Genomic DNA, 17056 nt, shown 5'->3' with positions numbered 1-17056 from the left:
TTTAATATGTATTCTTTGTTTAGAATAGCAGTCTATTAAATGGTTTATTGCTACAGGATTATGCTAAAAGCCAAAGCTTCAGTTACCTCATACCTTTACTTCCAATAACCTATCCACTCTTCCGCTCTAGCCATTGAATTAACTCCCTTGTTTTCATTACTTCCTTATATTATGTATATAACTCTATATGTACACGCTTACAATATCAATAGTAATTAATTTCCTTTTTAAATGGCAGTAAATTGGTATTGAATATTTACTATAGACTATGTAATTTAAAATAGATGCCTTAAGGTATACAAAACAAAAAATCCTCTTTTATTATGCAGGTTAGAAATTTTCATCATTTTTCTCTGCTTAATAGAAGAGGACATATTAAATTCAGTTATTACTGCACCAGCCACCCAATCAAAATCCCAATCAACTGCAAATCCGTATCTCCAAATGTCGTTCGCGTATAACCTAAATCCCGCAAATAACTTAACAACGGAATCGGCAAAATAGTAATAACCATCCCATGCACGATACTCATACAAACCAGCGCCTTGATTCCTCGTAACTTATATGCAATAACTCCCGCAGCGCCGCCGGAGAAGAAATGCGGAATGACGCCTGGAATAATAATCGTATACTGCACTGCGGCCATGCCAAACATTACACCAAGTCCGCCCAAAAAGCTGAGGATAAATCCAACCATTGCAGCTAATGGAGCGTAATTAAATAATACCGGCGCATCTAACGCTGGAACGGAGCCCTTGATCCATCTGCTTGAGACTCCTTCAAACGCCGGCAGAATTTCCGCAATCATCATCCGTACACCGGTCAGAATACAGTACATTCCAGCTGTAAACCACAAAGATTGCACAATCACAAAAATGATAAAATTTTGATCATTAAACAAGTATTGAATCGCATCTCTTTGCGCAAAAATAGCCGCAATAAAAAAGAGCAGAAATGAAAATATACTAATGATCAGCACATGATCATACATAAAAGGCTCCAGTTTTCGGATGAATTTCGGAAAATCTGCTTTTTCTTCTTTTCTTTTAAATAGACTGGTGCTTAACATACCTGTCATATAGTAGCCAACACTATTAAAATGACCAATCGCAATCGAGTCATCCCCTGTCACACGTTTGACAAACGGCTGAACCAGCGCAGGCATGCAGGACATCATCAGCGCTAACACGAAGCCGCCGAAAATATACAGCCACCAGCCATATTGCGAAGCATGTAAAACAGCAACAATCACTGCGGACATAAAAAGGACCTGATGTCCTGACAAAAAGACATACTTCAATCTTGTAAAGCGTGCTATTAATAGGTGCCCGACCATTCCAATCGAGATGGTTATCGCAATTTCTCTTCCGTAATTAATCTGTACTAATGCCGTTATCGCTTCATTATGCGGAATCATGCCAATCATATTAAAGCTGTCTTGAATCATCACTGCTAAATTGGAAAGGGACACATTGGCAGCAGATGCTCCTATCTGTAACAATGTCACCCCTACCATTACTTTCACGGTTCCGCTGAGAACCCGAAAAAAACCTGCTCTGGCAAGTAATAGCCCAATACATGTTATCGCTCCTAATAAAATCGCAGGCTCCCCGATAAACCCCCTTGTAAAACTTTCAAAAATATTCATACACGTTCACGCCACCGCTTCACAGTATTTGCATTTTCCAAGCTTTCTTTTACTAAGGCTCTATCTGCAATAAAGGAAAGTCCAAGAATTTCTGTTTCTTTTACCTGCAAATGCTGTACCACCTGCTTTGCCCCGATAATCAAATCTGCTTTCATGAAGGAGGCGGCACTTACATCCGATTGTTCCACAATGACGTCATCTAATTCCCATTCTTGAAAATGCTGTTTTACTTGAAGCTTTAAAACAAGGCTTGTCCCTAAACCGCCTGAACAAACAACTAGCACTTTTTTCATTTGCTACCCTCCTCATACTCCAACATCCATTTCCATACCACGTCGATATTTCTTTCATGGCGCAGCTTGTCTAATAACTCCTTCGAATTAACAACCTCCAGCATCATCTCCACTGCAGTGACATGCTGGATTTTATCTTTGGCAGCAAGCAAAATAATCCACCATACTTTTTCCTCTGTTCCGCCGAAAGAAATCGGTTCCTCCAACGTCATAAAAGCAAAACCCGTTTTCTTAATCGCTGTACTGCTCAAATGAGGAAAAGCAACGCCTGGCGCCACGATAAAATGATGCTCCTGTTCATTGATGATTTGAGCCACTTCCGTTTCATATGTATGCTCCACGACATCTTGTTTTACTAAAGATTGATTCAATATAGATAATACTTCTCTCCAATCAGAGACTTTTTCTCTTAAATGGATACACGAAGGCGCCGTTAATGAAGTAACCTCCGAACTCATTGCCCCTTGATTCCCGCTGAAATACCGGTATAAATCATTGAACAATTCTCCCTCATTCAACACCACCGTGTGCTTTTTAACAGACTGATAGATAGTCATTACTGTCTCGACAATCGGCAATTCGGTGTTTGCCTGATAGGTTCCTCTTCCAATAATCCGCTCCAGATTTTGCTGATCAGCTATCGACAATAACGGATTTACTTTCACATGATTGACTTGCAGCTGCTGGGTAAATGGAACTGTTGTAACAATCAAATCAGCATCTTTATCTGTCAGCCCATACGCCTCTTTTACGGAAAATTGCCCTGTTATAAATACTTGCGGGAACAATCTTCTTACTGTCCGTTCAAGCAGTCTGGATGTTCCGAGGCCGGAGCTGCAGACAATCGCAATTCGTTTACTCGGCAGAAACGGTTCCTGCTCTAATCCGGCACATAAGTGTACTACAATAAAACCAATCTCATGTCTATGAAGTGTCGTTAAACCCCAATGCGGATTTTTTTCAATAAACGCTTTTACTTGTTCAATATATTTACGATACTCTTTTTCCAGATTATCGAAATAAGGATTATCAATGTGAATATGATACTTCATGCGATACATTGCTGATTGCAAATGCGTCGACAGGCCAATAATAATATTCTCCCGATTGCTTAAACGAAAGCGGTTCGCCTGCTCGAAGGTCTCTACAATCTCCCGCGATAGCGACTGGCACTTCAGCCAATAATCTCCTTCCCCGCTTAAACGCCTTGCCCCCAGCAGATGCATGGATATGTAAGCTAATTCATTGGAGAGCTGAAGAGATGCATCTTCCAAGCCCATTAATCGCCTAAACTGTTCTCGTACTGCAGTAAACTTTTCATCCTCAAAGATTTTTAATTCATCATCTTTATCAAAGTCTGCAATAAATTGCCCTGATTGGATTCTTTTCCATTGAACAGCGCAATTCAGAAACAGCTCGTATTTACTCGCATCGATAAAAGCAATCCCGCTTAGCTCCTCTACCTGCTCAATCCAAGATACTACCCCATGAACATCCACATCTGAAATCATATCTTCTAAATCCGTTTCATTCATGGAAGCGGAGATTCGCCTTGTTACATACAGCTCCAGTATCTCCTCCTCTGTCCACTGTTCTTTCAAAAAATCTAAAAATAACATGCGTTTATTGTTCTCTTCCCCAACCAGCGAAATTTGTTTATTCTCTCTGGACAGCATTAAATGATAATCTTCCATTTCCGTCTTTAACTGATTATAATCATTCTGGAGCGTATTCATACTAATCTGGTAATCCTCACATAATTCTTCCACATGGATAGATGAATTTAGTAATAGAAGCTTTTGCATATCTTGCCGGCGCTGCACTGCACTTAAATAATCCTTCTGCTTGTACATTGCCTCCTGAAGCACCTGCTTCTGCTTCTCTCCTAAAATCAGCCGTGTCCCATACTTGCGATGTCTCTCCAGGCTAAACCCTGCGCCAATGTCCATCAGCCACGTCTCGATTTCAAGTAAATCCTGCCGAATCGTCCGCGGCGAAAGCTGATAGGCTTTATTCAAGTCAGCTAAGGAAACAAACGCTTCTTCTTCAATTAACCGTTCTAAAATTTTCTTTTGTCTGGATGAAAGCATGTTATCCCCTCCACATCACCGAAACCTCTCCAGCTCCTATGTACATTTGATTTAAAATTCCGAAAAAAATAAAGAGATAATCTCGGAAATAAAATGAAACCCCTATCATTATTTTTGATAGTATATCATTTTTCGACAAGGAAATCTATATGATAACTTTTAAGTCAGAATGGTTTATACCTGGTGTGAAAGTGCCTGGGAAATAGGATTTCTATCATTAAAATCCCTCCTGAATAAGCTATTAAGTTGAATAGTTTATGCTGCTATCCCATGCTGTTCGCTAGAAACATGGCTTTTGTAAACATTATTTTCTTAAACAAAGGAGCTGTCTTCCCATACAAACCATTCAGTTAGCGACAGCTCCTTAAAAAACGTCCATTGATTTATTCACCGCTTCTTTATCTATAACCTGTCCTTATGTGCGATTCCAATCAAAACCATTCTCAAGTATAAGTGCTAAAATAATACCTACTAATAACCCGCTGCTTAACAACGGACGAAGAAAGTCAGGCAAGGTATCGAAATATGAAGCAGGGAAGGTCATAATAATGATACCGACAAATAAGGGAACAGCCGACCGATAAATATTGAGCGTATTAAATTCAACCTGACGAAAGAAACTTAATGATGAATTGAACAGCTGTAAATAAGAAACAAATAATACTGCACTGCCTATACTCAACGGCAGCATAGAAAAAAAGTGCCCGATTGGCGGAATAATGCCCATTAAGAAGAACATGAAACTGCCGAGAATAAAAGGTAACCGCCTAATGATCCCTGTCTGATTCAAAAAACCAATGGATGAGACATACGGCGCATACGGGACAAGTCCAAGCACCCCAGACAGCCCGGTAAAAATCCCTGTTATCGTAAATGAGGAACGGTATTGGGAATCGCTTGTCTCTGCACGATAGATACTATCCGTCCCTTTTAACGCTCCAAACGTATTCGCTGTATTCAGCAGACCAGCTAACACTGTCGTTATAACAATACCCGTATCCCACGTTGGTTTACCCAGCGGGAATAATGCCATACTCGATGAGGCAGTTTGGCTAATCGCTCCCTGTTGCTCAAAAGTGAGATTAAATGCAATCCAACCAATAACTATTCCGATTAATAACCCGTAGCGTCTAATGCTTGCTGGAGCTTTAATACTAATAATAGCCACAATGATTGCAATCATAAAAGACAATAGGGAAATAGATAAATTAATTTGAGCATTTTCCGCCTCGTTTCCAAAAGGTATACCCAGCATACCTTTTAAAAATATCCCGATTAATTGGCATCCAAATAAAAACATAAATACTCCCATAACAGCCGGGTTAAATAATTTGGCAATATAAGGTCCTGCTCCGCTTACACCAATAATCACTGTGAGGATTCCAGAAATAATAATGCCTGCTGTCAAACTTCCTCCAAGCACATCTAAAGGCATTCCTTGTGCCGCAGCAGTAGAAGTCAGCGTTAAGATAACGCCCCACCAAAGCCCCGATTGCCCTTCCATTATTGCACGTTTATGTCCGACCAAAGCCTGTACCATACACGCTATTCCAGTCACAATAAACGATAATTGAAGTAAGCTGGCAATTCTTTCTTGGGAAAGCTCAAAAGCCGCACCAACTGTGATTGGAATTACAACAATATTTGTAAAAATAAAAAAGAGCCATTGAAGACCCGAAAACCAATTGCTTGATTTGAATAACTCCTTCATCTTTAGTCCTGCCTTTCCTGCATTAAATAAAACAATTCTTATCCATATCCTTTTTACCGATAGTTTGGTTATACTCTTAACCCTATCAGAAATGGGTTCTTTTTTCATTAGGCTATCATCATTTATTACCTATCTTCACCAGTTACTTGGCAGATAGATATAAGTTATTTCGTTTTTCTCTGAACAAGAGATTTGTCAGTCACTCATCCTCCAGTAAGATAACCCATGTTACAATGTAAAAAAATGAAGGAGGTATTTCTTTGTATAAAGATATCAGCCACAACTCATATGGATTTCGTTTTCAAAGAGCTTATCAAGATAACGTAGCAGATTTGCATGCGATTGGCTTCGAACATCATCAAAACCCCGCTAATTACAGCTGGCATGGGCTGGAAAGAGGAGAAAAGGATATTATTATCTTTCAATATACGCTGCATGGGAACGGTGCAATATCCATCGGGGATACCACGCATGAATTAACAAAAGGAGATGCTTTCTTTATTGATGTTCCGAGCGATCATCGGTATTATCTCCCTGCTGATGCAGAGGAATGGGAATTTATTTTCTTTACCATTACTGGTACAGAGGCAGCGAAGTTATATCAGCAAATAACGAAAAAGCATGGTCATTTATTCCAATTGTCCATTCATTCAAGCCCCGTTAATTATATTTTTAATACCTTAAAGAGAATAGAAACGGCAGGGATTTCTCATGGCTACGAGGCTTCCTCCTGCGCCTATTCTTTTCTGATGGAATTTCTCGGATACTTAGAATATAACCAGCAGCAATCTAAAGCAATCCCTCCTTCTATCTCAAAGGCAATCGAATTTATAGAGAATCATTATAGTGAAGATATTACATTAGATGAAATCGTCAGCGTATCCGGCTTATCCAAATATTATTTCACACGCCAATTTGTAAAGTCTATAAATGAGACGCCAATCCGTTACCTGACAAAAATCAGAATGAAAAAGGCGCTTCACTTATTAATTACTGAAAAGAAAAGTATCGAGGATATTGCAAAAGAAGTCGGGTATACATCCAGTAATTATTTTAGTAAAGTTTTTAAGCAAACCATTGGAGAAACCCCAAGTAATTACCGACAAAACACAGATATCATGCCAGTTAACCAATTATTTACCGATTAAAAGAGAGCAATATATTACTTATTTTCAATTTATTTTACGATTGAAAACGCTTTACGCATCTATTAATATGTAGATAAGCAATAGCAATTTAATCGCACTCAAAAAGAGACCTTGTTTCTTTTTTTACTCTTTTTCAGTAAAACAATTTACTAAAAAGAAGCAAATATGGATTCATCAGAAAGACATTCTCATATTACATTTTGATTCTACTTTAGGAGGAAATAGCTTATGTCCAAAATTACATTTTTAGGTGCGGGAAGTACGGTTTTCGCAAAGAACGTATTAGGTGACTGCATGACAGTCGATGCGTTGCAGGATTTTGAATTTGCTTTATTTGATATAAACGAAGATCGGCTTCAAGATTCTGAAATGATGTTAAATAACCTGAAGAAAAGCTTGAATGCTACAGTTACGGTAAAAGCGTATCAGGATCGTAAAGAAGCATTACGCGGCGCAAAATATGTCATTAATGCGATTCAGGTAGGCGGTTATGATCCTGCTACCATCACAGATTTCGAAATCCCGAAGAAATATGGATTGCGTCAGACCATTGCAGACACCTTAGGGATCGGAGGAATCTTCCGTAACTTAAGAACCATCCCTGTCATGCAGGAATTTGCACGTGATATCAAAGAAGTTTGCCCGGATGCCTGGTTCCTTAATTATACGAATCCGATGGCTGTTCTAACGAATATCATGCTGAAGGAAGGCATTAAAACAGTCGGACTTTGTCACAGCGTACAGGTTTGTGCAAGAGATCTGCTGGAGTCTTTAGAAATGCCGACAGATGACGTGCAGTGGAAAATCGCCGGTATCAATCATATGGCCTGGCTGTTAGAAATCACGCGGCACGGTGAAGACCTCTACCCTGAAATTAAAAAACGTGCGAAAGAGAAGCAAAAAGAAAAGCATGATGATATGATTCGTTTCGAATTAATGGATAAATTCGGCTATTATATTACAGAATCTTCTGAACATAATGCCGAATATCACCCATACTTTATTAAAAGTCAATATCCTGAATTAATCGAACGATTCAATATTCCATTGGACGAGTATCCGCGCCGTTGTGTGAATCAGATTGAAGATTGGAAAAAAATGCGTGATGACTTAGTAAACGACCAAAACCTGACACATGAGCGCTCTCGCGAATATGGCTCTTATATTATTGAAGCGATGGAGACAGACAAGCCATTTAAAATTGGCGGAAATGTATTAAATACAGGACGTTTGATCAGCAACCTGCCAGAAAATGCAGTCGTGGAAGTGCCTTGCTTAGTAGATGCAAGCGGGATTGCACCAACGTATGTAGGTGATTTGCCGGAACAGCTCGCTGCATTAAACCGGACGAATATCAATACTCAATTATTAACCGTAGAAGCTGCGTTAACGAGAAAGAAAGAAAAAATCTATCAAGCTGCAATGCTGGATCCGCATACATCCGCGGAACTATCCATGGATGACATTACCTCATTATGTGATGATTTGATTGAAGCGCATGGAGATTGGCTTCCAGCGTATGAATAACTTAGATTCCCTCTCCTTGCTATGGTAAGGAGAGGGAATCCTAAAAGCTTTCTTGTAGTATACAGGCTGATTCACTTTGTTTTTCCAAGAACATCATAAACGCTTTTTCTATTTGTATTTCACCTTATTGAAAGCGTTTTACTCACCTGATAGTATATTAGCATAGTAAAGTTTAGTAAAAAAAAGGTGGGGAACCTATGGCAACAATTAAAGATATCGCAAGTAAATCAAATGTCTCTATTACAACCGTATCAAGAGTTTTAAACCATGACACATCCTTATCTGTAACGGAAGAAACACGCCAACGGATTATCGAGGCAGCTAATCAATTAAATTATCAAACGGTTCGCGGCAGAAAAAAACAGCTTCAAAACTCTAGTCCGACTTATAAATTTGGGATACTGATGTGTCAGTCCCTTGAGGAAGAACTTAGTGATCCGTATTTCTTATCCATCAGACATGGTATTGAAAGTCAATGCAAGCATTTCAACATCGAAGTTAATGAAGTTTATCGGATGAGCGATTTCCATTTGCATCAGCTGAATGTTCATCTGGATGGTCTCATTATTGCTGGAAAAATCGATGAAAGCCTTGTAGATACAATCCATGAGCAAATCAAGCATCTGGTCTTTGTCGATCATTCTCCGGATGAAAATCGTTTCGATTCTATTGTAATTGATTTTGAGAAATCCACTTGGATTGCTTTGGAGCATCTATTCTCTCTAGGTTATACCAATATTGGATATATCGGCGGAATGCAAGGAAAACATATCAAAGCAAATGAAAAGCGGGAGATAGAGGATGAACGCTATGTATTTTTCACAAAGAAAATGAAGGAACTGGGTAACTATAATGATGCTCATGTATTTGTAGGAGAGTTTACGATGTCTGATGGCTACCGTTTAATGAAAGAAGCCATCCAAAAAGGAAATTTACCGGAAGCCTATTTTATTGCAAGTGACCCGATGGCAGTAGGTGCATTAAGAGCTTTACAGGAAGCAGCAATAAAAGTCCCTGAAGATGTCGCTATTGTCAGCTTTGATAATGTAGAAATGGCCCAATTTGCCAGCTGTCCGTTGTCAACCATTCATGTTCCAACAGATACGATGGGAAAAACAAGCGTAAAGCTGCTGCTTGACCGATTACAGGGCAGAGACATTCCATTAAAAGTGAATGTCCCTACCACATTTGTGCAGCGCGAAAGCTGCGGTGCACTAGCAAAAACACGGCATGTTCCAAACTAGCTTTCGATATATCAAGGAAACCTATTTTTCTATCAAGACGCATTTTTTCATAATTTGTTAGAAAACTTGGTTGTCACCAAGCCTTTAGGTGACAACCTTAGTTACACTTATGCAGTAAAAAAGTTTATACTTTCTTACCTGCTAAACAAGCAATAGACCTAGAATCGTTTTTGGCGGAACAGATCTAGGTCTATCCATAGCATACTAATAGCAAGCGTACGCTATTTCATCTATTATAGGAAATATTTCGTACTCCTTGCAACTGTACCGATTCAAATTACTGATAAAAGGAGTATCCTTATGCGATTATGCCTTAAAACATTATTGTTGTTGATGCTGACCGGCCTTATTATAGCAGGCTGTTCGAATGATGATGCTGAAAATAAAACCGATTCGGAGGAGAGTACACAACCGGGAAACCAAGTAACGTTAACCTTTTTCTCTACTGTATCCAATGAAGCAGAGCAAGAAGCGATGCAGAGCGTTGTCAACGATTTTGAAGCAGAATATCCGGACATCAATATTAATTTAAATATGCCGGGACAAGACTATGAAAGTCAGCTGCGAATTCGAATGGCAGCAAATGATTTGCCCGATTTATTCGATACGCATGGCTGGGCCCAGAACAGATATGGAGAATATACCATGGATTTGCGGGACATGGACTGGGTAGACGACATGGATCCCACACTGGAGCAAAACTTTGTAGATGAGGAAGGCAAGGTGTACGCCTACCCGCTCAATCAGGCAATGGATGGGTTAACTTATAATAAAGAGATTCTTGATGCGTACGATATTGAAGTACCAGAAACATTTGATGAATTTATGGAAGCTTTAGAAACAGTAAAAGAAAAAAGCAACGGAGAAATTGCGCCTCTTTGGTTCGAGGGCTCTAATGAAAATGCTTTTGGTCAGTACTATGATCAATTTGCCAGCCCATTGCTTATCACCCATCCTGACCATGATTACAGTGAAGAATTACTAGATGGCAGTTTTGATTGGGAACCTTATGACTACTTATCTGAAAAATTGTTAGAAATGCATGAAAAAGAATTATTAAATATAGACGTGCTCACTGCAAGACCATACGAAAAAAATCAATTACTTGCTCAAGGCAAAATTGCTTTTGTTATGCAAACTGTACCTATCCATGTGATTCAAGAGTTAAACCCGGATATCGAACTGGGCATCATGCCTGTACCGGCTATCCATGAAGGTGATGACCCGACCTGGATTGGCGGCGAGCGGCATACGGTTGCCATCTGGAAGGATACAGCGCATCCTGAGGAAGCAAAAAAGTTTATTGATTTTTTAGCTAGACCTGAGAATGTAAAAGCTGTTGCAGAAGGAACCTCTTTAGCAGCTGGACTTACCAACGCTACTGCTGATATCTATTACCAGGATTACTATGAGCAATATGATGACATCTTGGTAGAGCCATATTTTGATCGAGTTTATTTACCAAATGGCATGTGGAAACCACTGGGAATGAGCGGACAAGAGTTACTATCTGGCGCCCTTTCTCCTGAAGGCGTCTCTCAAAAAATGAAAAATGAATACTTACGTTTAATAGAACAGGCGGGCTTTGAATAAATAACAAAAGCGTAGAGATTGCGCCCCGAACTTTGGGGTGGTTCGACCTTGGTCGAACTTCCATTACTTAAAGAGATAAAGGAATCACAATGAGGTAACGAACTGATGATGACTTATCGTAGGGCACAACGGGAAATCTCTTAGTTTGTGGCGTTCGGAGCTGGAAATCAATTTGTTTTTATAGGAGTTGAATATAAATGACGGTAAGTACGAAAAAAATAGGAAGAACGAAGCAAAATTCATCCCTTTGGTGGATGTATTTACCAGCCCTCCTGTTTGTTGTCTTTTTTATTGTATATCCTTTCTTAAACGGGATTCGTATTTCATTTACAAACTGGAACGGGTTTTCACAAACTTTTGATTATATCGGATTTAGACAATATACAAGAATGTTGACTGACCCCGATACCTGGACGGTAGTCCGCAACACATTAATATACGGCATCGGCAGCACCATTTTCCAAAATGTTCTTGGACTCGCCTATGCTTTATTACTTAATCAAAGTGTCCATTTTAAGACCCTTACACGAACCATTGTTTATTTGCCTGTTATTATCAGTCCTTTGATTATGGGCTATATCTGGTACTTCTTCTTTTCCTATCAAGGGGGAGCTTTAAACGATGTCCTGATTGGATTAGGATTAGAAAGAATCAATGTGCTTGGTAATGTAGATATCAACATATGGGTTATTGTTTTCGTAAACACGTTCCAATTCGTAGGTATCGCAATGATTATCTATCTGGCCGGACTGCAAAGTGTATCGAGAGATTTTTATGAAGCAGCAGAAATTGATGGTGCTTCTTCCTTCCAGAAGTTCAAAAATATTACGTTTCCCTTATTGATGCCTTCCATTACGATCAATATGGTGATTAACATTATCGGCGGCCTCAAGCTGTTTGATGTCATTATTTCATTAACAGGCGGCGGTCCCGGAAATTCATCTCAATCGATGTCTACGTTTATGTACGATCTATATTTTGGAAGAGAAGATGCCGGCTATGCTGCTACACAAGGTGTTCTGATGATGGTTATTATTCTCATCCTGAGTTTATCTGCATTGATTTATTTCCGACGCAAGGAGGTTGAAGCATAATGGATTATAGTTCAAATAGAAAAAAAATTGCTTTATCGACACTCGCCTTATTCATTACGGTGCTTCATTTTCTTCCTTTTTATGTGCTAATCACCACTGCGCTGAAGGAAAAAAGTGACTTCAGTTCAAAGTGGGTCTTCCCTTTCGATATTAGCTGGTCTAATTTCAGGGAAGCCTGGGAGGCAGCAAATCTAGGGAATGCCCTATTAAATACAGGTATCATTACATTTTTTGCAGCGGCCATATTGATTATTGTCGGTTCTTTGGCCGCCTATCCATTAGCACGCAGACAGACAAAGCTGAATCGTTTTATGTACATGTTTTTTATCGCTATTATGGTTGTACCGCCTTTGGCTGCGTTAGTTCCACTGTATCAATTAGTAGTCAACTTAGGGTTGATGAATACACACCAGGTTGCCATATTTAATAATGTTGCTTCTTATCTGCCTTTAACTATCTTTTTATACGCTGGATTTATCCGGTCTACCATACCAAAATCATTAGAAGAAGCGGCTCGAATCGATGGAGCAGGGACATTTCGGATTTTCTTTCAAATTGTATTTCCGTTATTAAAACCAATCACTGCTTCGATTCTGATTATTGCTTGTGTGTATATTTGGAATGATTATCAATTTGCGATTTTCTTCCTTCAGGATGAGTCCGTTCAAACCATGACAGTTGCTTTATCCAAATTCTTTGGAGAAAATGCGAATAATTTAAACTTAGTTGCTGCCGCTGCAATTATTGCTACCTTACCAATGGCAATCCTGTTCCTCCTTCTGCAAAAACACTTTGTACAAGGACTTGCAGCAGGATCGGTAAAAGAATAAAAGAAAGCTTCTTGCGATAATTTCTATCGTAGGGAGCTTTCTTCGGGATATCTATTTTCATTTGATGAATTTTTTAATAGAAACATTTGCAGAATAGGAGGAAAAACTATAAAATGAACTTAGTTAATTAAATTAATAAAGTTGCAATATGGATAAGCATACCAATAAAAAATATAAATCAGGAGGTCCTTATGACAAATCTAACCCAAGCATTTCACCAGATTTTTGATACATCCGAAGCCCCTCGCCGCTTTTTCGCCCCTGGGCGAATCAATCTCATTGGTGAACATACGGATTATAACGGTGGTTATGTCCTGCCTGCTTCTATCTCATTTGGAACGTACGCACTTGCCAGAAAAAGAAATGATCAAAAATTACGTTTCTATTCTTTAAACGCTTCTGAAAACGGAATAATAGAACGTGACCTCGATCATCTTTCTTACCAGAAAGCGCACGGCTGGGCGAATTATCCAAAAGGAATGGTCCAATATATGAAACAAGAAGGCTATGCCATCACGTCCGGTGCAGATATCTTATTTTATGGAAATATCCCAAATGGTGCCGGTCTTTCTTCATCCGCTTCTTTAGAATTAGCGACCGGTGTATTGCTGGAAGGACTTTTTAATTTGGAAATAGACCGGCTTCAGCTGATTCAAATCGGGCAAAAAGTAGAAAATAATTATATTGGGGTCAACAGCGGGATTATGGATCAGTTTGCTGTCGGGATGGGAAAAACAAATCATGCCATTCTCTTAAACTGCCAAACACTGGAATACAGCTATGCACCAATGCATTTACAGGATTATGAGATTATCATTATCAACACCAATAAACAGCGATCCTTGGCAGATTCTAAATACAATGAACGGTTTGCGCAATGCCGGCAGGCGCTCCAGGATTTGCAAAAGGAACTTTCCATCCAGCACCTTGGTGAATTATCGACGGAACAATTTGAAGCAGCGAAGCACCTGATCACAGATCCAGTTAATCAAAAACGGGCCAAACACATTGTATATGAAAATGCGCGGACACTGGAAGCATTAGAGAAACTGCGTAACGGCGACTTACATGCTTTTGGCCAGCTCATGAATGCATCGCATCTTTCGCTCCAATCGGATTATGAGGTGACTGGAATCGAATTAGATACGATTGCAGCTGCGGCTTGGGAACAGGAGGGCGTCATTGGTGCACGTATGACCGGCGCCGGATTTGGAGGATGTGCCATCGCTATTGTCCATCAGGATGCAGTAAGGGACTTCAAACATCATCTCAAGCAAATTTATCAGGACAAAATCGGCTATGAACCAACATTTTACACTGCTTCTATTGCAGATGGCGCCAAAGAAGTAACGGAGGAGGAGATAAAATGAGCATATTCGTTTTAGGTGGAGCAGGATATATCGGTTCTCACGCCGTCTACCAATTAATCGACCGCGGCGAGCATGTCGTCGTCGTGGATAGTCTGGAAACAGGACATCAAGAAGCAATCCACCCTGACGCTTCTTTTTACCAAGGAGATATCCGGGATATCGATTTTTTACGAAGCGTCTTTGCAAAAGAATCGATTGATGCCGTTGTTCATTTTGCAGCCAATTCACTCGTTGGAGAATCCATGGAAAATCCGCTTAAATACTTTGATAACAACGTTTACGGTACGCAGGTGCTGCTCCAGGCCATGGTCGAATTCGGAGTGGATAAAATCGTCTTTTCTTCCACTGCCGCTACATATGGAGAACCGGAAACAATTCCGATAACGGAAAAATTGCCTGCCAATCCGACCAATGCTTATGGAGAAACCAAGCTGACAATGGAAAAGCTCATGAAATGGACAGAACATGCACATGGCATCCGTTACGTTTCCTTACGCTATTTTAATGTGGCCGGAGCAAGAGAGACAGCAGAAATCGGCGAGGACCACTCTCCCGAAACGCATCTGATTCCCATTATTTTAGAGACAGCTCTTGGGCAGCGTGAAGCAATCACTATATTCGGAGACGACTACGATACACCGGATGGCACCTGCATACGAGATTATATCCATGTGGAGGATCTTATTCAAGCACATCTTCTGGCATTAGATTATTTAAAAGAAAACGGGCAAAGCGATATTTTCAACCTCGGAAGCAATCAAGGGTTTTCTGTGAAGGAAATGATTGAAGCTGCTCGTAAAGTAACTGGAAAAGTAATTCCTTCCCAAATCAGCAGCCGCCGTGCCGGTGATCCAAGTGTTCTTATTGCCAGCTCTGATAAAGCAAAGGAAATATTGCATTGGCAGCCTTCCCGCACCTCAATTGAAAAAATTATAGCAGACGCATGGAATTGGCACAGCAGTAATCCAAATGGCTATGCAGGAGGAGACGATTTAAAATGATTTACCATGATATCCAAGGATTAATCGACAAAGCGATAGAAAAAGAATTAATCGAAGGCTCCGATGAAATTTATGCACGAAATCAAGTCATGTCCTTGCTAAAAATAGCGGATTTTCCGGATCAGACAGTAGAGCCGACAGAAGATTCCATCCCTAACCTGATCGATAAAATCGTAGACTACGCGGTAGAAAATCACATCATTGAGGATGTTTTTGATGCGAAGGAAATCCTATCAGCTAATGTGATGAATTGCTTTGTCGCCCGCCCTTCTGTTGTAAATGCTATTTTTAAAGAAAAATATGCAGCATCACCAAAAGCAGCGACGGATTATTTCTATGCCTTAAGCAAAAATAATAACTATATCCAGATGAACCGTATCCGTAAAAATATTCATTTTAAAGCGGAAACAGGTTATGGCAATCTTGATATTACCATCAACCTGTCCAAACCTGAAAAAGATCCGGAGCAAATCAAAAGAGAACGCGCACTTAAGCAGACGATTTCCTATCCTAAATGTCTTTTATGTATTGAAAATGAGGGATATGCCGGACGGACTGGTTATCCGGCAAGAGCAAATCATCGTGTAATCAAGGTTCCGTTAGGAGATGAAAACTGGTATTTTCAGTATTCGCCTTATGTTTATTACAACGAGCACAGTATTTTACTCGCAGAAGAGCATCGTGATATGAAAATCGATAAGCAAGCATTTGAACGCCTGGTTACGTTTACGGAAAAGTTCCCACATTACTTTATTGGCTCCAATGCAGACCTGCCCATTGTCGGAGGCTCTATTTTAAGCCATGACCATTATCAGGCTGGAAATTACGAATTCGCGATGACGCATGCTGAAAATGCTTTTTCATTTTTGATTCCAGACTTCGATCACGTCTCAGCAGCCGTGTTAAAATGGCCATTATCTGTGATTCGGCTGCAGAGCGAGAATAAATCATCCTTGCTTGAAGCTGCCGATCATATTCTGCAAACATGGAAAAATTATTCAGATGAACAAGCAGCAGTACACGCATTTACGGACGATACACCGCATAATACTATTACACCAATTGCCAGAATACGCGAAGGCAGCTATGAACTGGACCTGGTATTACGCAATAACCGGACATCCAGCGACTATCCGCTGGGGATTTTCCATCCGCATGCAGATGTCCATCATATTAAAAAAGAAAATATCGGCCTGATTGAAGTCATGGGGCTTGCCGTTCTTCCAGCAAGGTTAAAGGATGAATTGCAGGAGATCAAAAATGATTTATGCGGAAAGCCAAGTAATATCGCTGACTACCATCAGGAATGGGCCAATCAAATAAAAGATAAATACGGTACGATTTCCAGCGAGGAACAAGCAGAAGATATATTACAACAGGAACTCGGCTTGAAATTCAAGCGGGTACTGGAAGATGCCGGGGTATTTAAAGAAAAAGCTGCGTTTGGCAGGTTTATTGCGGCATTGGATACGTGAATCATTCATATAAAAACCGGACGGACTGCTGA

13 protein-coding genes are annotated in these 17056 nt (G+C 39.9%); 9 read left to right on the top strand and 4 right to left on the bottom strand.

Annotated features, from left to right (window positions below; translation table 11 throughout):
* Window positions 1-388 precede the first annotated feature (388 nt).
* The 4 genes from ACZSMY_RS14095 to ACZSMY_RS14080 form a co-directional block, all read right to left on the bottom strand.
* On the bottom strand, window positions 389-1648 hold the full coding sequence (locus tag ACZSMY_RS14095) for a PTS ascorbate transporter subunit IIC (protein ID WP_052484965.1): 1260 nt from the start codon (window positions 1646-1648) through the stop codon (window positions 389-391).
* Window positions 1645-1941 carry a PTS sugar transporter subunit IIB gene (locus ACZSMY_RS14090; RefSeq protein WP_193062798.1) on the bottom strand — a complete coding sequence of 99 codons (297 nt, stop codon included), beginning with the start codon at window positions 1939-1941 and terminating at the stop codon, window positions 1645-1647. Before ACZSMY_RS14090 ends, ACZSMY_RS14095 begins: the two co-directional genes overlap by 4 nt.
* Window positions 1938-4031, bottom strand: coding sequence for a BglG family transcription antiterminator (locus tag ACZSMY_RS14085; RefSeq protein ID WP_465147908.1), 2094 nt, complete (start codon window positions 4029-4031; stop codon window positions 1938-1940). Before ACZSMY_RS14085 ends, ACZSMY_RS14090 begins: the two co-directional genes overlap by 4 nt.
* A 415-nt stretch (window positions 4032-4446) precedes the next feature.
* Window positions 4447-5742 carry a uracil/xanthine transporter gene (locus ACZSMY_RS14080; protein WP_212929452.1) on the bottom strand — a complete coding sequence of 432 codons (1296 nt, stop codon included), beginning with the start codon at window positions 5740-5742 and terminating at the stop codon, window positions 4447-4449.
* Window positions 5743-6002: 260 nt separating this feature from the next.
* Between ACZSMY_RS14080 and ACZSMY_RS14075 the strand changes: the two genes are divergently transcribed.
* From ACZSMY_RS14075 to galT, 9 genes are all read left to right on the top strand, one after another.
* On the top strand, window positions 6003-6890 hold the full coding sequence (locus ACZSMY_RS14075) for an AraC family transcriptional regulator (RefSeq protein WP_042531651.1): 888 nt from the start codon (window positions 6003-6005) through the stop codon (window positions 6888-6890).
* A gap of 228 nt (window positions 6891-7118) precedes the next feature.
* Window positions 7119-8417, top strand: a complete 1299-nt coding sequence (gene melA / locus ACZSMY_RS14070; RefSeq protein ID WP_042531649.1) for an alpha-glucosidase/alpha-galactosidase — start codon at window positions 7119-7121, stop codon at window positions 8415-8417.
* 197 nt (window positions 8418-8614) lie between these two features.
* Window positions 8615-9661, top strand: a complete 1047-nt coding sequence (locus ACZSMY_RS14065; protein ID WP_042531647.1) for a LacI family DNA-binding transcriptional regulator — start codon at window positions 8615-8617, stop codon at window positions 9659-9661.
* 300 nt (window positions 9662-9961) lie between these two features.
* On the top strand, window positions 9962-11254 hold the full coding sequence (locus tag ACZSMY_RS14060) for an ABC transporter substrate-binding protein (protein WP_042531645.1): 1293 nt from the start codon (window positions 9962-9964) through the stop codon (window positions 11252-11254).
* A 197-nt stretch (window positions 11255-11451) separates the two neighbouring features.
* Window positions 11452-12348, top strand: a complete 897-nt coding sequence (locus ACZSMY_RS14055; protein WP_465147907.1) for a carbohydrate ABC transporter permease — start codon at window positions 11452-11454, stop codon at window positions 12346-12348.
* On the top strand, window positions 12348-13178 hold the full coding sequence (locus tag ACZSMY_RS14050) for a carbohydrate ABC transporter permease (protein WP_042531641.1): 831 nt from the start codon (window positions 12348-12350) through the stop codon (window positions 13176-13178). Before ACZSMY_RS14055 ends, ACZSMY_RS14050 begins: the two co-directional genes overlap by 1 nt.
* A 191-nt stretch (window positions 13179-13369) precedes the next feature.
* Window positions 13370-14548: a galactokinase gene (locus ACZSMY_RS14045; protein ID WP_256705614.1), complete on the top strand. Its 1179-nt coding sequence runs from the start codon at window positions 13370-13372 to the stop codon at window positions 14546-14548.
* Window positions 14545-15549, top strand: a complete 1005-nt coding sequence (galE, locus tag ACZSMY_RS14040; RefSeq protein WP_042531637.1) for a UDP-glucose 4-epimerase GalE — start codon at window positions 14545-14547, stop codon at window positions 15547-15549. The genes ACZSMY_RS14045 and galE overlap by 4 nt, the downstream gene beginning before the upstream one ends.
* Window positions 15546-17024 carry a UDP-glucose--hexose-1-phosphate uridylyltransferase gene (galT, locus tag ACZSMY_RS14035; RefSeq protein ID WP_465147906.1) on the top strand — a complete coding sequence of 493 codons (1479 nt, stop codon included), beginning with the start codon at window positions 15546-15548 and terminating at the stop codon, window positions 17022-17024. The genes galE and galT overlap by 4 nt, the downstream gene beginning before the upstream one ends.
* Window positions 17025-17056: the final 32 nt, after the last annotated feature.

The organism is Oceanobacillus sp. B139/18, from assembly GCF_055524595.1.
This window is presented reverse-complemented; position numbering and strand designations above follow the sequence as displayed.